At 45.0% G+C, this 1,254-nt stretch carries 2 pseudogenes; both read left to right on the forward strand.

Going from position 1 to position 1,254, the window contains the following annotated elements:
- Window positions 1-851, forward strand: a pseudogene (locus A3729_RS02720) (exopolyphosphatase); the annotation flags it as partial.
- A 27-nt stretch (window positions 852-878) separates the two neighbouring features.
- Window positions 879-1,254, forward strand: a pseudogene (locus A3729_RS02725) (tRNA (adenosine(37)-N6)-threonylcarbamoyltransferase complex transferase subunit TsaD); the annotation flags it as partial.

Below are 1,254 nucleotides of genomic sequence, written 5' to 3' on the forward strand. Positions count from 1 at the left end.
TTAAGGCTATTCTAAATGCTTTGCGTCATCTTGGTTTAGCTGAAGAAACGATTACATTAAAAGCTTTGAAAGAACTAAAAGGCCTGATGATTACTCTCGGACATTGTGAGGACTTAGTTAAACTAGGTGTGAAATCTGAGCGTGCATCGATCTTTGCAGCCGGCTTTTCCATACTCTACTCATGCTTTAAGGTACTGGGCATCAAAGAAATGGAGTTCACATCGGGCGCGCTTAGGGAAGGTTTGCTGTATGACATACTAGGCCGGATTCAGCATGAGGATGTCAGAGAACGTTCACTTCAATCGATGCAGGCTCGCTATGCTATTGATGTTGAACACGCTGAAAGAGTAGAGAAAACAGCGCTTCATGCATACAAGCAAATTGCTTCGTATTGGGATATAGCCTTACCGCAATGTGAAAATCTACTACGTTGGGCAAGCCGGGTTTTTGAGGTTGGGCACTCTATTGCTCATGCACAATACCACCGGCATGGTGCTTATCTCGTTTATCACTCTGACCTACCAGGTTTCTCGAGATTAACTCAGCTGCACCTTTCTGTGATAGTACGTACTCACAGACGGAAATTTAGTGATGAGCCTTTTATTGGAATGAGTAAACAGGAAACGCAAACACTGAAGCGCCTGTGCACAATATTCAGACTGGCGGTTGCGCTGACAGCAGAACGTAATCAAGCTGAAACGGATTTCACCCTAAGGGCTCAGGACGAGTGCTTATCCCTTAGTATGGGGAAAGGCTGGTTTGAGGCAAATCCCTTAAATACGTCGATCTTGGAGTTAGAGCAAGACTTGTTACGTAAGCAGGGCTTTCTTCTACTGCTAGCTAAAGATTGACGACTTTCCAACTACACGAGATTCTTAATGATTGTTTTAGGTATTGAGTCATCTTGCGATGAGACCGGTGTTGCTTTATATCATAGTGAGAAAGGTTTGCTTGCACACCAGTTATATTCCCAAGTAGAGATGCATGCGGACTATGGTGGTGTTGTCCCGGAATTAGCTTCTAGAGATCATGTAAGAAAAACCATTCCTTTAATAGACGCTATTCTCAAAGAAGCTGGGCTAGAGAAGGGCGATATTGATGCGATTGCCTATACTGCAGGGCCGGGATTAGTAGGAGCGCTGATGGTCGGTGCTTCCATTGCGAATGCCTTAGCGATGGCGCTTGATATCCCCATTATCGGTGTACACCACATGGAAGGACACTTACTGGCGCCGATGCTAGAAGATAGTCCAC

This window comes from Oleiphilus sp. HI0043 (genome assembly GCF_001634935.1).